At 39.1% G+C, this 18,894-nt stretch carries 18 protein-coding genes; 14 read left to right on the top strand and 4 right to left on the bottom strand.

Annotation, left to right across the window (positions count from 1 at the left end):
- Positions 1–156 precede the first annotated feature (156 nt).
- The 7 genes from acnA to NSQ41_RS09625 all read left to right on the top strand — a co-directional run bounded on the left by acnA (position 157) and on the right by NSQ41_RS09625 (position 5,507).
- Positions 157–2,883, top strand: coding sequence for an aconitate hydratase AcnA (gene acnA, locus NSQ41_RS09655; RefSeq protein ID WP_063387692.1), 2,727 nt, complete (start codon positions 157–159; stop codon positions 2,881–2,883).
- Positions 2,884–3,041: 158 nt separating this feature from the next.
- Complete coding sequence (locus NSQ41_RS09650; RefSeq protein ID WP_339211576.1) at positions 3,042–3,551, top strand: redoxin domain-containing protein; 510 nt, start codon at positions 3,042–3,044, stop codon at positions 3,549–3,551.
- Between the two features lie 204 nt (positions 3,552–3,755).
- Complete coding sequence (locus tag NSQ41_RS09645; RefSeq protein ID WP_082829475.1) at positions 3,756–3,896, top strand: FbpB family small basic protein; 141 nt, start codon at positions 3,756–3,758, stop codon at positions 3,894–3,896.
- Positions 3,897–3,969: 73 nt separating this feature from the next.
- Positions 3,970–4,113, top strand: a complete 144-nt coding sequence (locus NSQ41_RS09640) for an acid-soluble spore protein N (protein ID WP_063387690.1) — start codon at positions 3,970–3,972, stop codon at positions 4,111–4,113.
- Positions 4,114–4,275: 162 nt separating this feature from the next.
- Positions 4,276–4,497 (top strand): small acid-soluble spore protein Tlp, encoded by a 222-nt coding sequence (gene tlp, locus NSQ41_RS09635; RefSeq protein ID WP_063387689.1) that lies wholly within the window; start codon positions 4,276–4,278, stop codon positions 4,495–4,497.
- Positions 4,498–4,769: 272 nt separating this feature from the next.
- The gene (locus NSQ41_RS09630) at positions 4,770–5,195 is read left to right on the top strand and encodes a thioesterase family protein (RefSeq protein ID WP_063387688.1); all 426 of its coding nucleotides are present in this window, start codon (positions 4,770–4,772) and stop codon (positions 5,193–5,195) included.
- A 3-nt stretch (positions 5,196–5,198) separates the two neighbouring features.
- Positions 5,199–5,507, top strand: a complete 309-nt coding sequence (locus NSQ41_RS09625; protein WP_066248556.1) for a hypothetical protein — start codon at positions 5,199–5,201, stop codon at positions 5,505–5,507.
- A 186-nt stretch (positions 5,508–5,693) separates the two neighbouring features.
- On the opposite strand, the gene NSQ41_RS09620 is transcribed toward NSQ41_RS09625, so the two are convergent.
- A complete protein-coding gene (locus tag NSQ41_RS09620) occupies positions 5,694–5,984 on the bottom strand; it encodes a HesB/YadR/YfhF family protein (protein ID WP_063387686.1) in 291 nt (96 codons plus the stop codon).
- 72 nt (positions 5,985–6,056) lie between these two features.
- Positions 6,057–7,211, bottom strand: a complete 1,155-nt coding sequence (locus tag NSQ41_RS09615) for a CapA family protein (RefSeq protein ID WP_339211575.1) — start codon at positions 7,209–7,211, stop codon at positions 6,057–6,059.
- A 224-nt stretch (positions 7,212–7,435) separates the two neighbouring features.
- Between NSQ41_RS09615 and NSQ41_RS09610 the strand changes: the two genes are divergently transcribed.
- The 3 genes from NSQ41_RS09610 to NSQ41_RS09600 all read left to right on the top strand — a co-directional run bounded on the left by NSQ41_RS09610 (position 7,436) and on the right by NSQ41_RS09600 (position 10,485).
- Positions 7,436–8,701 carry an ammonium transporter gene (locus NSQ41_RS09610; RefSeq protein WP_066248561.1) on the top strand — a complete coding sequence of 422 codons (1,266 nt, stop codon included), beginning with the start codon at positions 7,436–7,438 and terminating at the stop codon, positions 8,699–8,701.
- Positions 8,702–8,767: 66 nt separating this feature from the next.
- Entirely contained in the window at positions 8,768–9,745 is a 978-nt protein-coding gene (locus tag NSQ41_RS09605; RefSeq protein WP_063387683.1) for a DUF294 nucleotidyltransferase-like domain-containing protein, read from the top strand.
- A 44-nt stretch (positions 9,746–9,789) separates the two neighbouring features.
- Positions 9,790–10,485 carry an exonuclease domain-containing protein gene (locus NSQ41_RS09600; RefSeq protein ID WP_232515542.1) on the top strand — a complete coding sequence of 232 codons (696 nt, stop codon included), beginning with the start codon at positions 9,790–9,792 and terminating at the stop codon, positions 10,483–10,485.
- 19 nt (positions 10,486–10,504) lie between these two features.
- Here NSQ41_RS09600 and plsY read toward each other — a convergent pair whose 3' ends face one another.
- On the bottom strand, positions 10,505–11,101 hold the full coding sequence (plsY, locus tag NSQ41_RS09595; protein ID WP_063387681.1) for a glycerol-3-phosphate 1-O-acyltransferase PlsY: 597 nt from the start codon (positions 11,099–11,101) through the stop codon (positions 10,505–10,507).
- Between the two features lie 161 nt (positions 11,102–11,262).
- Here plsY and NSQ41_RS09590 point away from each other — a divergent pair, with 161 nt between their 5' ends.
- The 3 genes from NSQ41_RS09590 (at position 11,263) to parC (ending at position 16,242) form a co-directional block, all read left to right on the top strand.
- Positions 11,263–11,670 carry a CoA-binding protein gene (locus tag NSQ41_RS09590; protein ID WP_063387680.1) on the top strand — a complete coding sequence of 136 codons (408 nt, stop codon included), beginning with the start codon at positions 11,263–11,265 and terminating at the stop codon, positions 11,668–11,670.
- Positions 11,671–11,864: 194 nt separating this feature from the next.
- Positions 11,865–13,787: a DNA topoisomerase IV subunit B gene (gene parE, locus NSQ41_RS09585; RefSeq protein WP_094246508.1), complete on the top strand. Its 1,923-nt coding sequence runs from the start codon at positions 11,865–11,867 to the stop codon at positions 13,785–13,787.
- Positions 13,788–13,812: 25 nt separating this feature from the next.
- On the top strand, positions 13,813–16,242 hold the full coding sequence (parC, locus tag NSQ41_RS09580) for a DNA topoisomerase IV subunit A (RefSeq protein ID WP_339211573.1): 2,430 nt from the start codon (positions 13,813–13,815) through the stop codon (positions 16,240–16,242).
- Between the two features lie 969 nt (positions 16,243–17,211).
- Here the strand turns inward: parC and ric are convergent.
- Positions 17,212–17,907, bottom strand: coding sequence for an iron-sulfur cluster repair di-iron protein (ric, locus tag NSQ41_RS09575; RefSeq protein WP_339211571.1), 696 nt, complete (start codon positions 17,905–17,907; stop codon positions 17,212–17,214).
- Positions 17,908–18,106: 199 nt separating this feature from the next.
- On the opposite strand from ric, the gene NSQ41_RS09570 reads away from it, so the two are divergent.
- Positions 18,107–18,850, top strand: a complete 744-nt coding sequence (locus NSQ41_RS09570) for a YwiC-like family protein (RefSeq protein ID WP_144598043.1) — start codon at positions 18,107–18,109, stop codon at positions 18,848–18,850.
- Positions 18,851–18,894 lie beyond the last annotated feature (44 nt).

The following is an 18,894-nucleotide window of genomic DNA, read 5'->3' as shown; positions in this document are numbered from 1 at the left end:
ATTTTTTAGTGAAATAAGCATTTCTTATAATAATTGATAACATCATTGATATTTACTTATCATAAAAAGTATATTAAGATTTAAATGTGTGATGTTTAAAGTGGGGAGATATTCGGCATTTTTGTCGAAATTACGTTTAAAGGGGGATAAAATGACATGTCACAGCAACAGTTAGAGAAAAATGACGTTTTCCGTGCAAGAAAAAGCTTTTCAATTAACGGAAAAACGTACAACTACTATTCATTAAAAGCGCTAGAAGATGCAGGAATTGGTCAAGTTTCCCGTTTGCCTTATTCAATCAAAGTTCTTTTGGAATCAGTCCTGCGCCAAGTGGATGGACGAGTTATTACAAAAGAACATGTTGAAAACCTTGCGAAATGGGGAACAGATGAAATTAAAAATTTGGATGTTCCATTTAAACCATCTCGTGTCATTTTGCAAGACTTCACCGGCGTTCCTGCTGTCGTTGATTTAGCTTCATTAAGAAAAGCGATGGCTGACATGGGCGGAGATCCACAAAAAATCAATCCGGAAAAGCCTGTTGATCTTGTTATCGACCATTCTGTTCAAGTGGATCGTGCCGGAACAGATGATGCGCTGCAATATAACATGAATCTTGAATTCGAACGAAATGCTGAAAGATATAAATTTTTAAATTGGGCTCAAAAAGCATTTGACAACTACCGTGCTGTTCCGCCAGCAACAGGTATTGTCCACCAAGTAAACTTGGAATATTTAGCAAGCGTTGTCCATGCGGTTGAAGGTGAAAATGGAGAATACGAAACATATCCTGATACGTTAGTTGGAACAGACTCCCATACAACCATGATTAACGGACTCGGTGTTTTAGGTTGGGGTGTCGGCGGAATCGAAGCTGAAGCTGGAATGCTTGGACAGCCTTCCTATTTCCCTGTACCTGAAGTCATCGGAGTAAGACTTGTTGGCGAGCTGCCTAACGGAACAACAGCAACAGATTTAGCCCTTAAAGTAACTCAAGTACTGCGTCAAAAAGGCGTGGTAGGAAAATTTGTGGAGTTTTTCGGCCCTGGTGTTGCAAAGCTTCCGCTTGCTGACCGTGCTACTATTGCGAATATGGCGCCTGAATACGGAGCAACATGCGGATTTTTCCCTGTTGATAATGAATCGCTTGAATATTTGCGTTTAACTGGTCGCGATGAAGAGCATGTAAAAGTAGTGGAAACATATTGTAAAGAAAACGGTTTATTCTTCACGCCTGAAGCAGAGGATCCTATTTTTACGGATGTAGTTGAAATCGATCTTTCTCAAATTGAAGCAAATCTTTCCGGTCCGAAGCGTCCTCAAGATTTAATTCCTCTTTCAAAAATGAAAGAAGAATTTCATAGAGCTCTTACAGCTCCGCAAGGAAACCAAGGATTTGGCTTGCAGCCGGAAGAACTTAATAAGGAAGTAACGGTTGAATTTGCGAATGGTGAAAAAACAACAATGAAAACGGGTGCTGTCGTTATTGCGGCGATTACAAGCTGTACGAATACGTCAAACCCATATGTTTTAGTAGGCGCTGGTCTCGTTGCAAAAAAAGCTGTTGAAAAAGGATTGACTGTTCCGAAATATGTAAAAACATCATTGGCACCTGGTTCAAAAGTTGTAACCGGTTATCTTCAAAATTCTGGCTTAATGCCTTATCTTGAAAAATTAGGGTTTAACCTCGTCGGTTACGGATGTACAACTTGTATCGGGAACTCTGGACCGCTTGCAGATGAAATTGAAAAAGCGATCGCTGAAAATGATTTGCTCGTCACATCTGTTCTTTCCGGAAACCGGAACTTTGAAGGCCGTATTCATCCGCTCGTGAAAGGTAACTATTTAGCTTCACCGCCTCTAGTTGTTGCTTATGCATTAGCAGGGACTGTTGACATTGATTTACTGAATGATCCAATCGGAAAGGATCAAAACGGAAGCGATGTTTACTTTAAAGATATTTGGCCTTCAATGGAAGAAATTAATGAAGTTGTGAAACAAACTGTTACACCAGAATTATTCCGTAAAGAATATGAACGTGTATTTGATGATAACGAACGCTGGAATGCCATTGAAACAACAGATGAGCCATTATATCAATGGGACGAAGAGTCTACTTATATCCAAAATCCGCCATTCTTTGAAGGATTGTCTCCTGAGCCTGGTAAAGTAGAACCGTTGAAAGGGCTTCGCGTTGTTGGAAAATTCGGTGATTCTGTCACAACAGACCACATTTCTCCAGCAGGTGCGATTGGCAAAGATACTCCTGCAGGCCAATACTTGCTGTCTAAAGGTGTATCGCCAAGAGATTTCAACTCTTACGGTTCAAGACGCGGAAACCACGAAGTAATGATGAGAGGTACGTTTGCAAACATCCGCATTCGCAACCAAATTGCACCGGGAACTGAAGGCGGATATACAACGTACTGGCCGACAGGCGAAGTAATGTCTATTTATGACGCTTGCATGAAATATAAACAGGACGGAACAGGACTTGTTGTACTGGCAGGAAAAGATTACGGAATGGGAAGCTCTCGCGACTGGGCTGCTAAAGGAACGAACTTATTGGGAATCAAAACGGTCATCGCTGAAAGCTTCGAACGTATTCACCGTTCTAATCTTGTTCTTATGGGTGTTCTTCCGCTTCAGTTTAAAGAAGGCGAAAATGCGGAAACACTTGGTTTAACCGGTAAAGAAGTATTGGATGTTCACATTGATGAATCGGTAAAACCGCGCGATTACATCAAAGTAACGGCAACTGATGAGAACGGAAACAAAAAAGAGTTTGAAGTATTAGTTCGCTTTGACAGTGAAGTTGAAATTGATTACTACCGACATGGCGGAATTTTACAAATGGTATTAAGAGAAAGATTAAAAGGATAATAATTGAAAAAAAGCGGGAACTGTTCATAGTTCCCGTTATTTTTTGGCTAAAATTAGACAATTGATATGAAATACTGTTTTTTTCACAAAAATAATATATGATGAAATTGGGCATCATTTCGAAATGCTATCGTATTGAATCAGAGGTGTTATGGTTTATGAAACAAAAGCTTGCTGTTTTTTTATTAATCGTATTAGCAGCGATTGCAGTATGGCAATGGATCAATTCCCAGAAGGAAACAGTCGGTTTAGAAATAGGAAACAAAGCTCCGAATTTTGAAGTGACGACTTTGGATGGAGAAAAGAAATCGCTTTCCGATTTTTATGGAAAAAAAGTACTTTTAAACTTTTGGGCCACTTGGTGTCCACCATGTAAAAAAGAAATGCCGATCATGCAACAAATATATGAAAAGCATCAAGATGAAGTAACGATTGTCGCGGTTAACTTTACTGCCAGTGAGAAAAGTGCAAAAGATGTTGAAAATTTTGTTCAACAGGCTGGATTTACGTTTCCGATATTACTTGATCAAAAAAATAAAATGAATAGTGGATATAAAATTCTTACATATCCGACGTCATTTTTTCTTGATGAAAATGGAGTCATACAAGATAAAGTAGTGGGAGAATTAAATGAAAAAACGATAAAAGAAAAACTAAACCTGAAATAAAAAGACGCTGATTTCCTTTCGGGAATCAAAAAGAATCGGCTGACTTTGCCGATTTTTTCTTTTTGCAAAAGAAGAGTTTTTTTGAAACGTATGAAATTTTGCATTATTGGTTATATTGTCATTAAACATTCAAATTTTCAACGGGAAAATGTCGGAATATTTTGTACAATAAAAGTAACAGAGAAAAGAAGTGAGGGATAAAAAATGAAAAAAACGAAAATTTCGTTTAAACAGCTTGTGTTGGAAAATAAGCAAAACTTGCTAAAAGACCGTGAAGCATTGAATGAAATTGAAGAAAGACTTGAAAAAAGGCTGGAAAAACGGCAATTGGAAAAATCGAGCTGATAGCAAACAGTCGTGTTTGACAGCATGTTTTCTGCTTTATTGGTAAACAATAAAAGCAGGAGGCGATTGTTTGATGACAAATTCAAATGATATCCAGTCTCATTTTAATCCGAATCATATCGGAACAAAACCGAGAGGATTCGGTGGAAACAAAGGGAAAAAAATGCAAAATAAGACGAATGAGCATCCTCAAGTGATTCAGACAAAAGGCGAGTAGGACATATGTCCACCGCCTTTTAATTTACATAATATAATTATGGTTCCATCATTTTTCTCCTTTTCATTGAGGAAACAGGTTCGTTTCATAATTTAACATCAAATGCACAAACTATATTTGAAATGGCGATAAAACAATTTTTCCCAGAAAGGAGAATATTTGATGCAAAATCGAACAAATCGTGATGACCGTTCCGACAATGTTGAAAAATTGCAAGAAATGGTACAAAATACGATTGAAAACATCGAAAGAGCAGAAGAAACATTAGAGTTTGCCAACGACAGAGAGCGTGAACAGATTGAGGCAAAAAATCGCCGCAGAGAAGAAAGCATTGAGGCGATGCGACAAGAAATTAAAGATGAAGCCCGTGAACGAAACTCCTAGCTTTCAATTTAGGTTGATAATTCCATTTTAGTTTTCGATTGCAAATAGAAATGTTATAATAAAATTGTTCATTGAAAATTTTTGCCTTCTAAATTCATTTGATGAACGGCCAACAATGGGACAAACTTTGTTGGACCGGCTTGAATAAAAAACAGACTCCGCAAAAAAATTTAAGTAAGAAAGTTGAAAAGGCCTAAAATAGAAAGCCTGTATCACAGACGCTGATGCAGGCTTTTTCGATCGATTTCATTTTTTGCAAGGGAGAGAAGCTTATGTTTGTTTCATCAAAAGAAATAGAAGTTCGTTATGCGGAAACCGATCAAATGGGTGTCGTGTACCATGCCAATTATATTATATGGATGGAAGTTGGACGGACGAAGCTGATCCAAGATCTTGGCTTTTCGTATGCAGCGATGGAGAAAGACGGAATAATTTCCCCTGTCGTGGATATTCAAATCGAATATAAAAAACCGATTACATACGGTGAAAAGGCAATAATACATACGTGGATTGAGAAATATAACGGAATTAAAACAGTATATGGATACGAAATTTTCAATTCTCATGGCGAATTGGCAGCAAAAGGTTTTTCCAGCCATGTTTGCGTAAAAAAAGAAACGTTTCGCCCAGTTGTATTTAAGAAATTATATCCTGAATGGCACGAAGCATATGTAAAAGCGATGAAAGAGGAGAGATAAAGATTGGCCTTTGGAATCAAGAAAGAGGAGCTTGCTGAGTGGAAGAAAAAAGTGCGGAAAGGGGAAATCGCCTTTTTAACGCATTATTGGTATGATGAACGGTTTCCGGATTATCATTCTGTAACAAAGGTTGGATGCAGCAATATAAAGCATTTAATAGAATGGGGAAATGAAAACGGTTTGAAAATGGAGTGGATTCATCATCATAAAGATTTTCCGCATTTTGACCTGCTGGGGGAAAAACAAGTAGAAATCCTGCAAAAATATCAGCTAACCGATCATTTAAGAAGATTTAAATTGCTGAAAAAATAAAAGATTTGACGGGCATTTTGTGGAAGTCAGATTTGAGTAAAAAATGATGAGATGAAACAAGAAACCCAATCGGCAAATTAAATTTGCGGTTGGGTTTCTTTACTGACTATAGCATGCTTCGTCTACTAGAACAGCTCTTTGACAAAGACTTGTTTTTCGACCTATAGCATGCTTTTAATCGATTTGCTAATTTATAAGACGAACAACAGGTTCATGAATTTTTTCATCCAATTGAATGGTCACGTCATGATTGTCGAAATACCATAAATCATCATGTTCAACATAAAATGTGACCCCTAGTTTTTCGGCTTTTATTCCGATTTGATTTGGAGCTTCTTTTGCAATTCCAAGGGAAAATCCGCTTTGCACATGACCGCATCCGCCATATCGGACAAAGAAGCGGACTGCATCTCCCTCGTTTAACTCCAATTCTTCCTTGTACCATTTTGCTGCATCATCGGTAATATTTAGTTTCATTTTTGTCACTCCTAATATCAGCTTCCTGTTTACATTATATTACATGAAAAGCTTTCTTTCCATGAATAAACTCTACTGGATAGAGTTCGTCACTTCTTTCGTTTCCAACCATTGATGCATATGCTTCATCACTTTTTCATAGGCGTTTTTGTCGATGCGGTCCAGCAATTCAACATAGTAATGATGATTTTTATTTTTGGTAACGTAGGTAGGGAGTAAACGCGGATTTTTCAAAGTCAGTGTCGTACCGTTAGCATCAGTCCGCTTAATTACATCAATCGAAAAAATCCCTCCGATGTCTTTTCCATCTCCCTTTTGGCCAGACAAGAAGTTGCCTAACGAATACACAACGATACTCTTGTTTCCATTTTTTCCTTCCAGCCATTCGATCGGCTGCAATACATGAGGATGGTGACCGATGATAATGTCTGCACCATGATCGACTAACAGTTGCGCCCACTGTTTTTGAGCGTCGCTTGGAAAGGATTGATATTCTTCTCCCCAGTGCATGTTAACAATAGTTACATCAACTTGTCCATTTAGTGTGTCTAAATCCCTTTTCATTTTTTCTTCATCAATAAGGTTTACTAAATAGGGTTTATTTTTCGGAACTGGAATACCGTTTGTCCCATATGTATACGAAAGAAAGCCGATTTTCACCCCGTTGACCTGTTGAATTCTCCATGTATTGGCGTCCGCTTCGTTTTTAAAGCTTCCTACATACGGTAGCCCGATTTGTTCATAATGCTGAATCGCATTTAAAATACCTTTTTCTCCTTTATCTAAACTATGATTGTTTGCTGTTGAGACGAGATCAATGCCAGCATCTTTTAACGCATCTGCCACTTCGAACGGGCTGTTAAACAACGGATAACTGGAGATTCCAAGTTCTGTTCCCCCAATGATCGATTCTTGGTTGGCGATGGCTAAGTCGCTTTTTGAGAGCAAAGGTTTTACTGTTGCAAACATTGGCTTAAAATTGTATGATTCGCTCCCGGTCCTCGCATCTTTAAAAAGCTGGCTATGTATGAGAACATCACCTATTGCAGAAACAGTGACGAGCGATTCGATCGGCTCCACTTTTTTGGGAGCAGCTTGTATAGATTGTGGCGAATCATCCACATTTTCTTTTTTGACCGCGTTTTGCTCATTTGCCTGACCTTTGCTGCCGCATCCTGAAAAAAGCATCAAACAAATAATTGTGAATATTAAGAAAACCTTTCTCATAAAACCCTCCTTAAATACTGTTTTTATTATCATAAACGTTTTGTCGGAAAAAATAAACTATTGTCTAATTTTGTTTTTATGTTAGATTTTCTAACATACTTTTTCGAAAAATTATGGAAAATGAATTGACATTAAAATAAAACAGGTGTAAAAATAGAGATATACTTCTTATGTTATTTTTTATAACATGATTAAGAAGAAATAATTACATGGGAGGTTGTGCTATGGACTCATTAACGTTAATGAACAGTTTATGGGTGATGCTGGGAGCTATTTTGGTCATCTTTATGCAAGCAGGATTTATATTGCTCGAAGCGGGTTCTACACGAATGAAAAATGCCGGACATATTGCCGGAAAAACTGTTTTTACATTCGGAATTGCCTCCATTGTTTTCTGGGCAGTCGGCTATGGATTTATTTTTGGGAAGAACGGCAACTTTTTTGTAGGAATGTCTGACTTTTTTTATTCAGGATATGAAATAGATGGATTATCTCTTTCAACATCCGTCTTTTTTGTATTCCAGTTAGCCTTTGCCGGAGTTTCTCTAGCCATTGCTTTTGCTGGATTTGCGGAACGGGCGAAACTTTCAGTTTATTTAATTTTTTCTGTATTGTTTACCGCACTTGTTTATCCAGTTGTTGCTCATTGGATTTGGGGCGGAGGATGGCTGTCAGAACATGGAAAACAAGATTTTGCAGGTTCTACCGTTGTTCATTTGACAGGTGCAATGGCAGCTTTGGCTGCAACGATCTTGTTGAAGCCTCGGATCGGTAAATATAACAAGGATGGTTCTGTTAATAATATTTATGGACATAACCAAGTTTATACAGCTCTAGGCGTACTTATTTTATGGGTTGGCTGGTTCGGTTTCAATGCAGGAAGCACGATTACAGTTGAGGATGGATTTTTTGGATTTGTTGCTTTGAACACGAATTTAGCTGCCGGAGCAGGAGCCGTAAGCGCCTTGATCATTTCATGGATCGCTGGCGGAAAAGCTGATATACCGACAATGTTAAACGGAGCGCTTGCAGGATTGGTCGCCATTACCGCATCTTGTGCATTTGTCGACACATGGGCTGCTGTCGTAATCGGACTAATAGCTGGAATTCTTGTATATTTTAGTATGAAGTTTTTTGATAAAGTTAAAATTGATGATCCGATTTATTGTTTGTCTGTTCACGGAGTAGCTGGTGTTTGGGGCACTTTATCAACTGGATTTTTTGCAACCCCTGAATTAGCAACTATTGGTAACCCTGGATTGTTTTACGGCGGAGGCTTTACGCAGCTCGGCATTCAAGCGTTGGGAGTGTTTACTTCAGGTTTATACGCCTTTGTTGTTTCATTCGTCATCTTAGCTGTGATGAAAAAATTGCTCAATGGCTTGCGGGTGACAGAAGAAGAAGAAATGATCGGTTTGGACTTAAGCGAGCACGGAGTTTATGGGTATCCGGAAGCATTTGAATCCAATGAACAAAAGCTTGGAAGCTAACCGCAAGAGCGTATGGATGATGTATCATCTGTACGCTTATTTATAAAAAAGGGGATTTTTATACACATGGGGAATCCTTACAAACAATTGAAGGAATGGCGCAACAGCCATTTGCAAAAAGCGAAAACAGTGACGGAATTAAACAGTATACACGATCAGGTTATGAAACAATCCTTCCATCTTTCTTTCGAGATTGTAAAAAAGAAATACGGCCCTGCGCCTTGTGAATTTACTTGGTTTTTAGTCGGAAGCGGCGGAAGAGGCGAGCAGGCGAAAATAAGCGATCAAGACCACGGACTCATTTTTCATTCCAATGAGAAAGAAGCTCTCGACTACTTTTTGCTGCTTGGAAAAGAAGTTTCATTCGGCTTGAACGTCATCGGTTATCCTTACTGCGAAGGAAATGTCATGTGTTCAACTTCTTTATGGTGCCGATCGGAACAAAGCTGGAGCAAGCAGATCAATAAATGGCTGCAGGATGAAACATTTGATTCTATCCGCTATTTATTAATCTTTTTTGATGCGCGTATGATCATCGGACAATCCGAATCGATTCATCGACTGAAAAACCAAATTTTCCAATATATTCAATATAATCCTGATTTTCTCGGTCGATTGTTAAACAACACAATGCATGTCAAAAAAGGGGTGGGTATTTTTCATCAGCTGCTTCCTGAAACATACGGCCCTCATTCAGGCGCTATTGATTTAAAACAGGCCGGGTTATTGCCTTACATTAATTCTGTCCGCTTATTGGCGATCAAAGAACGATTGTTGGATACGTCTACGCTGTCGAGGTTTCAGCTTCTGATGAAGCAGGAGTATTTTCGTCATGTATTATCTCCATATCACACATATTTTCAAGAATTAGTAACGATTCATTTTAAAAATTCATTAAAAGCGAACACATATGATGAAGTTCATTACCTCTCTTTAAAGGATTTATCAAAAGAAGAAAAAGGAAGGCTAAAAAAAATCATTTTAGGCGGAAAAAAATTGATGAATGAAACGAAATCCATCATTGAAAAGGGCGTTAATCCATGAAACTTCCATCTTTTTTTCACTTGATGAAGCAATTTCAGGGGAAAATGCAATCTTCAGCATTTACAGGTCTTGAAACGAATCTTCAGCATGCAGCGTTTTTGCGGAAAATGGAACAAGACTTAAAGCGGGAGGAAAGCTTGTCAACTCCTCTTCAGGAGCTGGACGTTGTTGTGCTTGATTTGGAAACAACAGGTTTTTTTCCGGAAAAAGGGGATCAAATTCTTTCGATTGGAGCAGTTAAAGTTCACGGCATGCAGATTGAAGAAAAGCATACATTTTACTCTTTTGTTCAGTATGAAGGGGAAATTCCCGTTGATGTAAAAAAATTGACAGGAATTGTTGAAGAAGACGTAAGAGCTGCTCCCCCTATATCGGAAGTATTGATTCGTTTTTATCAATTTGCAGAAAATCGGACGCTTGTCGCCCATCATGCCAATCATGAAAAAAATTTTCTTACAGAAGCTAATAAGGAGCATTTCCGCATTCCATTTAAACATCGGATTGTGGATACAGCCATGCTGTTCCAGCTCGTTCAGCGAGAACAAATTGCCGTAAGTTTAGATGAATGCTGCCGGTTTTTTTCCATCCCGGTCCAAAAGCGTCATCACGCCTTAGAAGATGCAAAAATGACAGCCGCGATCTGGTGTGAATATGTAAAAATGTTTGTTGAATCAGGCTATAAAACGTTGATGGATGTGTTTATCAAACTATCGCAATTAAAACAAGGAGCGAGAAGATGAGTTCCCGCTCCTTTCTATTTTACAGCCATTTCACTTTTGGCTCTGTTTTATTTATGATCCTTTTAATATTGGCTCTGTGCCGATAGAAAACAAAGGTTGCGAGGATCGCGACAATGATCATTAAAGCCGCATCACCGGTAAAAATGGTATAAACTAACGTATACAGTGCTGTAACCATAGAGGATAAAGAAACATATTTTGATACATATAAAACAAGAAAAAATACAGCAAGCATAGATAAAAAGAGTAATGGGCTATAAAAAAGCAGCACCCCTCCGCTTGTCGCCACGGCTTTTCCGCCCCGAAAGCCTGCGAAAATTGGATACATATGTCCTACAGCAGCCACCATTCCTGCAATGAGCGTCCATGCTTGGTGTAGGTCACCACTAAGCAATACGGGGAGGCTTGCTGCGAGAGTACCTTTTAAAATGTCTGCAACCGTAACAAACAGCCCGGCTTTTTTTCCAAGCACTCGAAAAGTGTTGGTTGCACCTAAATTTCCGCTTCCATGTTCGCGAATATCAATACCGTATCCAATTTTGCCAACGATAAGTCCAAAGGGGATGGAACCAATTAAATAAGCTAAGATAAGGACTAAGATTAATAGAAAAGACATAATGAAACTCCTTTATATTCATGATTCTATTATTATTATTATTGTACACAATTGATTCGATCAGGACTATATTTTGTTGATAAAAGCCGTTTTAAAACTTTGGTGTTCGACGCTTTTACAGTTATAATAAAAGAAACATTGGAAGGAGTGAACAAATTTTCATGCAAAATCCAAGTCTAGACGAAATCCGTGATATTTTAAAAAAAAGCAAACGAATCGCTGTTGTCGGCTTGTCCAACAATCCTGAAAGAGAATCTTACCAAGTTTCACAAGCGATGCAAAATGCGGGGTATGAGATTATTCCTGTCAATCCGATGATCGATGAAGCCTTGGGTGTCAAAGCGGTCTCATCCTTAAAAGAAATTGAAGGACATGTGGATATTGTAAACGTTTTTAGACGTTCCGAGCATTTATTAGATGTTGCGAAAGAATTTTTAGAAATTGATGCCGATGTTTTTTGGGCTCAATTAGGCTGCGTTAACGAGGAAGCTTATCAATTATTAAAAGAAAAAGGTTATCCCGTTATCATGGATATGTGTATAAAAGTGGCGCATGCGTTAACAAAATAACAAATGTTTCCCCCATCATCTTGATGGGTTCTTTTTTTGAAGAAAGGTTTGAAACATACGACATTTGAGTAATACAATAATATACGTTGCCGTGTAAGATTGCCAAACGCAGGGAAACCATGTAAAATACAGTTTACAAACATCTGTTCTTGTTTTTTGAAAGGAGTTATTTGTTTGTGGGAAAAGCAAAGATAATGGAATACAATGACGATGCGATTCAAGTATTGGAAGGATTGGAAGCAGTAAGGAAGCGGCCGGGGATGTATATCGGCAGCACGGATGCTAGAGGATTGCATCATCTTGTATATGAAATTGTTGACAATTCTGTAGATGAAGCATTAGCAGGCTTCGGAGACCATATCATTGTCAAAATACATAAAGATGAAAGCATTTCTGTTGCTGATAAAGGAAGAGGAATGCCGACTGGCATGCATAAGCTTGGTAAGCCGACTCCGGAAGTAATTTTAACCGTGCTTCATGCAGGAGGAAAATTCGGGCAAGGCGGTTACAAAACAAGCGGCGGCTTGCACGGAGTAGGCGCTTCAGTCGTCAATGCTTTATCTGAGTGGCTTGAAGTGACGATTAAACGGGACGGATTTATTTACAAGCAAAGGTTCGAAAAGGGCGGGAAACCCGTTACGACATTAGAAAAGATAGGAGAAACAAAAGAAACCGGTACGACAGTCCATTTTAAACCAGATCCTCTCATCTTCAGCACTACGACTTTTCAATTTGACATATTGAGTGAACGATTGCGGGAGTCTGCATTCCTCCTAAAAGGATTAACAATTGATTTGATTGATGAACGGAACAATGTTCAAGAATCTTATTGTTATGAAAATGGGATCGAATCATTTGTCGCATATTTAAATGAAGGAAAAGAAACTCTTCATCCTGTTGTCTTTTTCGAAGGTGAGCAGCAAGGAATTGAAGTCGAATTTTCTTTCCAATTTAATGACGGCTACAGCGAAAACATTTTGTCGTTTGTCAACCATGTGAGAACAAAAGACGGCGGCACACATGAAGCGGGCGCCAAAACTGCCATGACAAGAGTGTTTAATGAATACGCACGAAAGACCGGTTTATTAAAAGAGAAAGACAAAAACTTGGAAGGAACAGATATTCGTGAAGGGCTATCGGCAATTATCTCCGTCCGAATCCCTGAAGGACTTTTGCAGTTTGAAGGACAAACGAAAGGAAAACTCGGTACAACAGAGGCGAGATCTGCTGTTGACACAGTCATTTCGGAAAAATTATCTTATTTTTTAGAAGAGAATGCGGAGATCAGCACCCTCCTGATTAAAAAGGCGATAAAAGCGCAAGAAGCAAGAGAGGCGGCAAGAAAAGCGCGCGAAGAAGCAAGATCAGGAAAAAAACGAAAAAAATCTGAAATGTCTTTAAGCGGAAAGCTTACGCCTGCTCAATCACGGAATCCAAAGAAAAATGAATTGTTTCTTGTGGAGGGGGATTCTGCGGGAGGATCAGCGAAACAAGGTCGGGATAGAAGATTTCAGGCTGTTCTGCCTCTGCGCGGAAAAGTGATCAATACGGAGAAGGCGAAGCTGCAGGATATTTTTAAAAACGAAGAAATCAATACAATTATTCATGCAATCGGAGCTGGCGTCGGTGCTGATTTTAACATTGAAGATTGCAACTACGACAAAGTGATCATTATGACGGATGCTGATACGGATGGCGCCCACATCCAAGTGCTTTTATTGACTTTCTTCTATCGATATATGAAGCCGCTCATTCAGGCAGGGAAAGTCTATATTGCGCTTCCGCCTTTATATAAAGTAAGCAAAGGCAGCGGCAAATCCGAAGTCATCGAATACGCATGGAATGAGAAGGAGCTGTCCGCTGCCATTAAGAAGGTCGGCAAAGGCTACACAATCCAACGATACAAAGGGCTTGGAGAAATGAATGCGCCGCAGCTATGGGAGACGACGATGAATCCTGAAACACGCACTCTCATCCGCGTCCGGATTGATGATGCAGCAAGAGCGGAAAGAAGAGTGACAACCTTAATGGGTGACAAGGTTGAACCGCGTCGACAATGGATCGAAAAAAATGTGTCTTTTGGTATTGACGAAAATGACAACATGTTCGAAATTTAAAACAATGTGCTAGAGGAGGAGCAGCATGGAAGCTCAACAACGTTATGTCGATTTACCCCTTGAAGATGTGCTGGGCGACCGTTTTGGACGGTACAGCAAATACATTATTCAAGACCGCGCGCTTCCGGATGTTCGCGACGGGCTGAAGCCGGTGCAGCGGAGAATTTTATACGCGATGCTGATGGACGGAAATACGCATGATAAAGGATTTCGAAAAGCGGCCAAAACAGTCGGGAATGTTATCGGGAACTTCCATCCGCATGGAGATTCTTCTGTATATGAAGCGATGGTTCGGATGAGCCAGGAGTGGAAGGTTCGCAATGTTTTAGTGGAAATGCACGGAAACAACGGAAGCCTTGACGGCGATCCTCCTGCCGCCATGCGTTATACGGAAGCACGGCTGTCCAAACTTGCTTCCGAGCTTTTAAAAGATATTGAGAAAAATACAGTCGAGTTTGTACCGAATTTTGATGACACAACGAAAGAACCCGTCGTTCTCCCCGCGATGTTCCCAAACTTGCTTGTCAATGGTTCAACAGGGATTTCAGCCGGCTATGCAACTGATATTCCTCCGCACAATCTTGGCGAAGTCATTGATGCTGTGATTATGCGAATGAATCATCCGGATTGCACAGTTGAGGAATTAATGGAAGTGTTAAAAGGCCCTGATTTCCCGACTGGAGGAATCATTCAAGGAATCGACGAGATTAAAAAAGCATATAAAACAGGAAAAGGAAAAATTGTTGTTCGCGGCAAAGCGGAAATTGAAAAAATCCGAGGCGGAAAAGAGCAAATTGTCATTACAGAAATTCCGTATGAGGTCAATAAAGCAAATTTAGTTAAAAAAATAGATGACCTTAAGTACGAAAGAAAAGTGGATGGAATTGCCGAGGTGCGCGATGAAACGGACCGGACAGGTCTTCGCATCGTCATTGAACTGAAAAAAGATGCCGATGCTGAAGGAGTTTTAAATTACTTATATAAAAACACAGATTTGCAAGTTCCATATAACTTTAATATGGTTGCAATTTACCGTCGGCATCCGAAATTATTAAGCCTGCCTGAATTGTTGGATGCTTACATCGAACACCGAAAGGAAGTCGTGATCAACCGATCGACTTTTGAGCTCCAAAAAGCTCAAGAAAGGGAGCATGTCGTAAAGGGATTAATCAAAGCTCTATCCATCTTGGATGAAGTGATCGCTGTTATTCGTGCTTCAAAAGATAAACGGGATGCGAAAGATAATTTAATTAGTGAATTTGCATTTACTGAACCGCAGGCAGAGGCGATTGTCTCGTTGCAGCTGTACCGTCTGACAAACACTGATATTACAGCGTTGAAAGCGGAAGAAGAAGAGCTTGAGAAAAAAATCAAGGGGTTAACAAGCATTTTGGAGGATGAAAAAAAGCTTTCCAAAGTCATTCAATCCGAATTAAAACAATTGAAAAAAACATTTGCCGATGAGCGGCGGACGAAGATTGAGGCGGAAATTGAATCCATTACTATCAATATGGAATCCCTCATCGCAAGCGAGGATACAATTGTTACTGTGACAAAAGACGGCTATGTGAAACGTACGAGCTTGCGGTCGTATACAGCATCAAACGGAAAAGATTTCGGCATGAAGGATTCGGATCGACTGTTATGCCAGTATGAAATGAACACAACAGATGTTCTTCTCTTATTCACAAACAAAGGAAATTATTTATATTGTCCTGTTCACGAGCTTCCGGATATTCGCTGGAAGGATATTGGACAGCATATTTCAAGGACCATTCCGATTGATCAAGATGAACGGATTGTACAAGGCATTCCTTTAAAAAGTTTTGACGACGAGAAATTTTTCTTGTTTGTTACGAAAAAAGGCATGGTGAAGAAAACGGAAATTCGCCAATATAAAGCTCAGCGATACTCCAAGCCGCTTGTTGCGATCAATTTAAAAGACGACGATGAAGTGGTTGCGGTTCATATAACTGATGGAACAGGATTGATTTTGTTATCCACCCGTTTTGGATACGGTCTTTTATTTCACGAAGAAGAAGTGAATATTGTCGGCTCCCGTGCAGCAGGAGTCAAAGGCATCCAATTAAAGGAAGGCGATGCAGTCGTTTCTGGACTTGTGTTTGCTCAGAAACATGTTAACGATCAAAAGCTCGCCATTGTCACGCACAGAGGCGCTGTGAAAATGATCAATATCGGGGAAATCGAACGAACACAACGAGCCAGAAGAGGATCAATGCTGTACAGAGAGCTGAAAACAAACCCGCATCGGACAGCGGCCATCTTACTCGTCAACGGAAATGAGAATTTGGTATTGGAAACGGAGAAAGGTATCAGGGAAATAGTGCCTCTTTCCAATGTGAAGGTGACTGATCGATACAGCAACGGTTCCTTTTACATAGATAAAGAGGAGGCAGGAGAAGTCACTGATAGCTGGCTGGAAACGGAAGCATAAAAAATGATCACCCCTATCCGGATTTAGTGAGGATAGGGGTTTTTCACTCTATTTGCTTCATTGGCGGTTTAGGAGCGGGTTCTGAAAGAAAACCGCTTGGTCTCGATCAGACATATTATTCGGACACATTTCTAAACGTTGTTTGAAATTGCATATCATTTTGTTTTTTAAAAACGATTGCCAGAGCTCTCTCATCTTTGTACAGAATCTAGATGGCGGATCGTTAGAGGATCAAGGAGAACTGGCACACTATGATTTGAAAGCGAATGAGATGCTTTGGCCATTTCCCCAATGTCAAAAAAGGCTTTATGAAGAAAATAAAAGAAAACAGACTTGTTGGTACACTCTAGGCTTTGCAATCTAAATGCCATTTATTTGCGCTTTCAATGGGATGGATGAGAAAAATCCGAATTTTCATTCTCTTCTAAGCATGAAAAACAAAACAACGACCCATTTTTTTCGTCAATAGCCCCATTCAAAAAACCGTTTAGACAATGAATAGGTTTGCTGCACCTTATACAAAATCCTACAAATTCCTCCAATTTCCCTTCACTTCCTTTGTGATCGTAGTGGTGTAGTTGAAAAAAGTTGGATATAACTTATTATACTTATTATATCAGAAGAAAGATGTTTAAGTTATTCTTCTTTTGTGCCAAACAAGCAGAATATCAAAACAAGAAAAAGAGCGCTTCCAAAAAGAAAGAAACCATATCGAAAGCCGCTTATTCAGCAACATCAGCGAAAATGACGTCACACACCGAGGCGCTTTTCGTTTTTAGCTTTCTATTCTCTGAAAAAAACTCTATTACGACGGCATGCCATGAAACTTTGCTTGTCAATAGCCTTTAGCTTCGTCCTTGATAAAACGTTTTAAGTCTTAATGGTTGAATCAAGGTCTGAACAGTCCGTTTCCGTGATGTTGAAATGGTGAAGAAAGAGGCGGGGGATCGCCGCCTCTTCCACCCGAAATTATTGAAGAATGCGTGGAAATAATACGTTATTTTCCAAATGAATATGTTCAAATAAGTCTGATTCCAAAGCTTCTAAACGATTGTAAACGAGTTGATATGTTCGGCAAGCCCCGTTCGGAAGGGTATAGTCATTTGTGATCCGCCTAATTTCTTTTATGATATCCCCTGTTTTATCATGTTCATTCGTAAGATCGGCAATCATTTTTTTCATTTTTTGTTCGTTTTCGCTTGTCGGCTGCTTCTCGAACTGGCTAATAAGCGGAAATACTTCAGACTCTTCTTTCCATAAATGTTGTTCTAGTTCCGTTTTTAATTCATTAAACAATTTATGAACCTTTATTAGATGTGGATGATTTCCGCCGTGGACTCGCATAACTTTTGTCACATAGGGACTAAGGTTTGGCATTTCTTCCAACAAATAACGATGATGTTTATTTATGATATGGTCAATAAGTTCTGAGTATGTTGCTGTCAACCAATTTTTCTCTGTTTTTTCATCAATTGCAGCATACAGATCCTGCAATTGACTCATTAATTCCTCAATCGCCACTCCCCGTTTATCGGCTGCTTCTTTTAAAGAGCGATCACCGCCGCAACAAAAATCAATTTTATTTTTTTTAAAAACATCGCTCGCTTTCGGAAGCATTGCGACAATTTCTCCAACTGTCGTATTTTCCGTAAATATTGTTTTCATTATTTTGCCCTCCCAATTTCATTGTTAAAAAGATAATATCGCAAATCGTTCTTTTCAATAGTGACAGGTGTCACTTTCCCGTTTAGTGTTGTGGCTATTTTGTGACAAAACAAAGAGGTATGCAACAAATCACAACGTAGCTAGTTTTTTTCACTATAATGGAATTTAGAAGAAATTGTTGATGAAAGGTGGATACATGATGGCAACCGTCAAGAAATTAGTGATTCCAAAACAGCATGGAGCCTGGGCAATGCTTGTTATACCATTTCTATTGGGGGCTTATATAGGAGGGTTCTCTTGGATTCATATTCCATTATTTATCGGCTGGTTATGTTTATATTTAGCAACATATCCGTTACTGATGGCTATGAAAAATAAGCGCAAGCCATTTTATATAAAGTGGTTTGCTCTTTATTTTGCCGCTGCTGCCGTTATACTGCTCTTTCCATTAATTTATAGATGGGAAATAATATATTTCGGAATGGCGATGACACCGTTTTTTTTAATAAATATTTATTATGGGAAAAAGAAAAAAGATCGTGCTTTTTTCAATGATCTAGCAGCAATCGCTGTTTTTTGCATTGGAGGTCTTGCCAGTTCTTTTATTGTAAGCGGAGAAATAACAAAAGAAGCTTTCATCACCATAATGCTTTGTTTTTTATTTTTTGTGGGCAGCACTTTTTATGTCAAAACAATGATTCGGGAAAAAAACAATCCGAACTATAAATGGTTGTCATGGGGTTTTCATGTTTTCTTAATGATCGGCTTGGTCGCTACCGAGTATGCCGTTTTTATAATAGCTTATATTCCGAGTGTTATTCGAGCTGTTTATTTTTACGGAAAAAAAATGCCGATTTTAAAAATCGGTTTAATTGAAGTGGGCAATGCCGTATATTTTTGTTTTGCAATGTTTATGATCATCAATCTGTTCATGCTGCCGTAAGCGCATTTTCCCTTTGCAGAAGGTTGATTGCCCAATGATCATTC

The organism is Aeribacillus sp. FSL K6-8210 (assembly GCF_037963925.1).
GTDB lineage: Bacteria > Bacillota > Bacilli > Bacillales > Aeribacillaceae > Aeribacillus > Aeribacillus composti.
The sequence above is the reverse complement of the archived record's forward strand: the minus strand, read 5'-3'. Positions and strand labels throughout refer to the sequence as shown.